The organism is Muriicola sp., from assembly GCF_049669965.1.
Classification (GTDB): domain Bacteria; phylum Bacteroidota; class Bacteroidia; order Flavobacteriales; family Flavobacteriaceae; genus Muriicola.
This window is the reverse complement of sequence record NZ_JBATLB010000303.1, coordinates 1-4,391: the sequence shown is the minus strand read 5'-3', so window position 1 is coordinate 4,391 and position 4,391 is coordinate 1. Positions and strand designations below refer to the sequence as shown.

Sequence of the window (4,391 nt, the reverse complement as noted above, 5' to 3'; positions counted from 1 at the left end):
GACCATATTCTTTCCCGGTGGCTTTCATGATCTGCCAGAATCCGGCTGCTCCTGCAGGCGATACCACATTTTGTAGGCCACTTTCGGCAACGGCTAAATATTTAAAATCATCCGGAATGCCATTTTTGGCCAGAATAGGTTCTATGACCGGAAAAAATTTATTGGCTCGTTTCATCAGTAATACCGCATTGGACTGCCAATAGGTATTGACCAAAAATTCCCGGTCTATCCGCTCCATGATCTCAGGATCTTTTTGCGGCACAGATTCTCCTGCAAAATTCAAGTCTTCCGGAATTTCTATAGCAGTAATCCTGTATTCTTCTGCGACACTTTTATCGGTGTTAAGATCAGGGGATTCAACCTTTGCAGGGACAGAGGACAAATGACCCTGTTGTACTGAAAAAATAAGGGTACTTGCTATAAAAAGTACTCCCAGAAACATTAAAGTTGCTTTTAAAAATTTCATCGCTATGTATTTGTGGTCCATCAAAGGTATACAATAGAACTCCCTTAATCCAAAATAATTGCAGGTAAACGTTCATTAAACCATTTATATCTGTGAATGATCATAGTATGCGTTCCGTTTTTTACTCTGATACAATTTTTAATGTGATGAATAGGAAACACCGCATCCTTATCTCCATGAATATGAACCAATTGAGGGTCGCACTGATCCTGTTGCCAGTGAACGATCTGATCTATAGACCAGTCCAGATAATAAATATCCTTGACAAACAAATATTCCCTGTAAAGTTCTAATCGCTGGGTAACCGTTTCACCAAAGGCGTATTTAGCAAGGAGGTCTAGATTGTTCACCAGGCTGGTCGGCAGAAGTTTATGAAGCCTTGTATACTTGGCAAATATTAGTCTTTTAGGCATTTCAGAATGAAGTTTGACACTAGAGATAATAATCACTTTTCTAACTGCCATATGCTTGGCCATTTCCTGCACCAACATTCCCCCGAATGAAACCCCGATCAACACCGGATCCTTATGGGTAATAAAAGAATTCATCTTCTGCGCGTAGGCCTTAAGGCTCATTCCCTTGGTTGGTACAAACCATTCTAACAGATGTATCGCAAAACGATCCTTAGGAAGTTCTATATGCTTAAAGATACTGCTGTTTGCAGCCATACCAGGCATAAGATAAACATGTATCTTCTTTTCGCTCATATGCGTTTAGACTCTGTTTTATTTAGGAAATTAGCATTTTTTTTATTACTTTTGTTAGCTGCCTTATAGAATTTAAAGGGGTTTTTAAACTCTTTACAATACAAGAGTTTAAGAAAATTGCAAATTACGAGACGCTCGTAATTTTTTTGTCTGAAACCAAAACTAAATCTATCTATATGAATGAAGTAGTAATTAATGATAATAGTTTCTTGCGACAATTTGAAACTAAGGTTGACGGCCATTTGGCAAAGATTGAATATTCTTCTCAAGAACGTAAAGTATTCCTTACCAAATTGGTTATTCCAGAAGAAATTACTGCGGACGGTTTTAGTGAGGATTTTATTAAATCAGTACTGCATCACATACAAGAAAAGAATATGAGAGTTGTGCCTACCAGTCCTCAAATAGCCGGGTTTTTAAGAAAAAACAGGCAATATAAAGAAATGCTTCCCGTTGGGATACGAATCTAAAAAAAATCAAACCTCTCATTCGAGAGGTTTTTTTATGCCATTATTTCTTCGGTCACAAAATCAAATCGGACCAGCCCTTCTTCATCTATCTCCCTTAGCGCTACCAATTGTAATGTATTGCTTAAAGAAGGATCCCAGGGAGACCTAACTTTCACATAGTTTTCTGTAAAGCCGTAGATATAACCTTCCTTGTTTTCGCTTTCAAATAAAACTGTTCTTCTACTTCCTAGCTGACTCTCGTAAAAGGCCCTTCTTTTTTTCACAGACAAGCCACGGAGCATTTTGCTTCTTTTTTGCCTAAGCTTCATAGGTATGGTCTCTGGCATTGTGGCTGCCACAGTATTTTCCCTTTCTGAATAGGTAAATACATGGAGATAAGATATGTCTAAGTTGTTCAGATAGTGATAGGTTTCCAAAAAGTGTTCCTCAGTTTCACCCGGAAAGCCAACGATTACGTCTACACCTATACAGGCATGTGGCATTTTTTCTTTGATCCTCGCAACCCGTTCTTGATACAGTTCACGTAAGTAGCGCCTGCGCATTTTTTTTAACAGCTCGTTACTCCCGCTCTGAAGAGGGATATGAAAATGAGGGACAAAGCGCGATGAAGCCGACACAAAATCTATAGTCTCATCTTTTAAAAGATTTGGTTCAATAGAAGAGATACGCAAACGCTCAATCCCTTTTACTTCCTCTAGTGCCCGGACGAGTTCAAAAAAAGTATGCTCATGCTTTTTATTCCCGAATTCTCCCTTTCCATAGTCGCCAATATTAACTCCCGTAAGCACAATTTCTTTTATCCCTTGAGCAGCGATCTCTGCGGCATTTGTCAAAACATTTTGCAGTGTATCACTGCGCGAGATACCTCTGGCAAGCGGAATGGTACAGTAGGTACATTTGTAATCACAACCATCCTGTACTTTAAGAAATGCCCTGGTTCTGTCACCAATAGAGTAACTGCCCACATAGAAATCGGCTTCCTCTATCTCACATGCGTGAATGGTGCCAAAGTCATTCTTGGTTAAATCATTGATATAATCGGTGATCTTAAATTTTTCAGTAGCGCCAAGGACAAGATCAACGCCATTTACAGCTGCCAGTTCCTCTGGTTTAAGTTGTGCATAACATCCAACGGCAATCAGGAAAGCTTCGGAATTAATTTTTTGTGCTTTTTTAACAATGGTCTTAAAACGTTTGTCCGCATTTTCTGTCACGGAACAAGTGTTGATCACATAAATATCTGCCCATTCCGTAAAATCTACCTGCAGAAAACCCTCGTTCTTAAAACTCCGGGCAATGGTAGAGGTTTCTGAGAAATTAAGCTTACATCCCAGGGTATAAAAGGCAACTTTCTTTTCTATTTTATTCTTATCCAACCTCATAGGGAGGCAAAGATAACACTTTGAGAGCGGGTTGTAAAATATGAATGGGAATACGAAAGGCTGATCTTCTAGTACTTACGCCATTTCTTGGTGAGTTCAAAAACGTGTTCCATGATGGCAGCTTCCTTTTCGTCAAAAATCCTTCCACGCCTTGCCATCATTACTTCGGCAGCCTCAAAAGCTTTCGAAGTCTGGTAGGTAGAAAATCCGCTTGCTCCGCCCCAACTGAAGCTGGGAACAAAATTGCGCGGGAAGCCCGGGACATAGATGTTACAATTTACACCAATCACAGTTCCTGTATTGAACATGGTATTAATAGCTGTCTTACTGTGATCGCCCATCATAAGACCGCAAAATTGCAATCCGGTTTGTTCAAAGCGCTCTGTGGCATAATTCCATAAGCGTACCTTGGCATAATTGTTCTTGAGATTGGAATTATTAGAGTCAGCGCCAATATTACACCATTCCCCCAATACAGAATTCCCAAGATATCCGTCATGTCCTTTACTGGAATACCCAAAGATGACAGAGTTGTTGATCTCACCGCAGACTTTCCCATAAGGTCCAACCGTAGTTGGTCCGTAGATCTTAGCTCCCATTTTTACCACTGCATGTTCACATAGTGCAAAGCCTCCACGTATCATATTCCCTTCCATGACCTCAGAATTCTTGCCTAAATAAATAGGACCCTCTGAAGCATTTAGTATACTGTACTCTACCTTAGCCCCTTCTTCAAGGAAGATATTTTCCGGAGAGATCAGCCTGTTAGTATTGGAGATAGGGGCACTTTTTCTTCCTTTGGTGATCAGATCAAAGTCTTGTTGTAAGGCCTCCCCGTTTCTTGAAAAGATATCCCAGGTGTTTTGCACCCTGATCAATGGCTTGGTGTAGGATCTTTGTTGTAAAGAAGTTACATCGGAATGTGAAATATCTGTGGAAGACCTATAAGCCACTATCTTTTGATCATGACTTAGTGCGGTTTCTGTTTCCAACGATCGGATGGCGGAAATCAGGTCTGGGGTAGGTAAAAAAGACGAATCTATAAAAATATTATCTGCCGCTAGTCTTATAGGATACTTCATCCTAAGGTATTCCTCAGTTTTAAAGGAGGTATTATCTTCTAAATAAGCCTCCCATTTCTCTCGAAGTGTAAGGATCCCGATCCTGATCTCTGCCACAGGCCTTGTAAATGTAAAAGGGAGCAAGGAGGTTCTAACTTCACTGTCTATGAGAATAAAATTCATGGATACTTATTTTAACCAAAAGTAAAAAAATAACGCCCCCGATATATCGGAGGCGTGAGATTATTCATAAGCCAGGAAAAATAAAATGCTGCGGAAACATCCGGCTTTGCATCCTATTTTTT

5 protein-coding genes are annotated in these 4,391 nt (G+C 39.9%); 1 reads left to right on the top strand and 4 read right to left on the bottom strand.

Features of this window, described 5'->3' with window-relative positions:
• Window positions 1–466 (bottom strand): transglycosylase SLT domain-containing protein (locus WBM49_RS14870; protein ID WP_424372834.1); only part of this gene is annotated, 466 nt, incomplete at its 3' end.
• Window positions 467–510: 44 nt separating this feature from the next.
• Window positions 511–1,173, bottom strand: a complete 663-nt coding sequence (locus WBM49_RS14865) for an alpha/beta fold hydrolase (RefSeq protein WP_424372833.1) — start codon at window positions 1,171–1,173, stop codon at window positions 511–513.
• Between the two features lie 176 nt (window positions 1,174–1,349).
• Here WBM49_RS14865 and WBM49_RS14860 point away from each other — a divergent pair, with 176 nt between their 5' ends.
• Window positions 1,350–1,643 (top strand): GNAT family N-acetyltransferase, encoded by a 294-nt coding sequence (locus tag WBM49_RS14860; RefSeq protein ID WP_424372832.1) that lies wholly within the window; start codon window positions 1,350–1,352, stop codon window positions 1,641–1,643.
• Window positions 1,644–1,675: 32 nt separating this feature from the next.
• On the opposite strand, the gene mtaB is transcribed toward WBM49_RS14860, so the two are convergent.
• Window positions 1,676–3,025, bottom strand: a complete 1,350-nt coding sequence (mtaB, locus tag WBM49_RS14855) for a tRNA (N(6)-L-threonylcarbamoyladenosine(37)-C(2))-methylthiotransferase MtaB (RefSeq protein ID WP_424372831.1) — start codon at window positions 3,023–3,025, stop codon at window positions 1,676–1,678.
• Window positions 3,026–3,093: 68 nt separating this feature from the next.
• On the bottom strand, window positions 3,094–4,269 hold the full coding sequence (locus WBM49_RS14850) for a GlmU family protein (RefSeq protein ID WP_424372830.1): 1,176 nt from the start codon (window positions 4,267–4,269) through the stop codon (window positions 3,094–3,096).
• Between the last annotated feature and the right edge of the window lie 122 nt (window positions 4,270–4,391).

Bases quoted from the DNA above. Each gene is read 5' to 3' on its own strand.
- mtaB (WP_424372831.1), bottom strand. From the start codon at position 3,025: ATGAGGTTGGATAAGAATAAAATAGAAAAGAAAGTTGCCTTTTATACC.
- WBM49_RS14850 (WP_424372830.1), bottom strand. From the start codon at position 4,269: ATGAATTTTATTCTCATAGACAGTGAAGTTAGAACCTCCTTGCTCCCT.
- WBM49_RS14865 (WP_424372833.1), bottom strand. From the start codon at position 1,173: ATGAGCGAAAAGAAGATACATGTTTATCTTATGCCTGGTATGGCTGCA.
- WBM49_RS14860 (WP_424372832.1), top strand. From the start codon at position 1,350: ATGAATGAAGTAGTAATTAATGATAATAGTTTCTTGCGACAATTTGAA.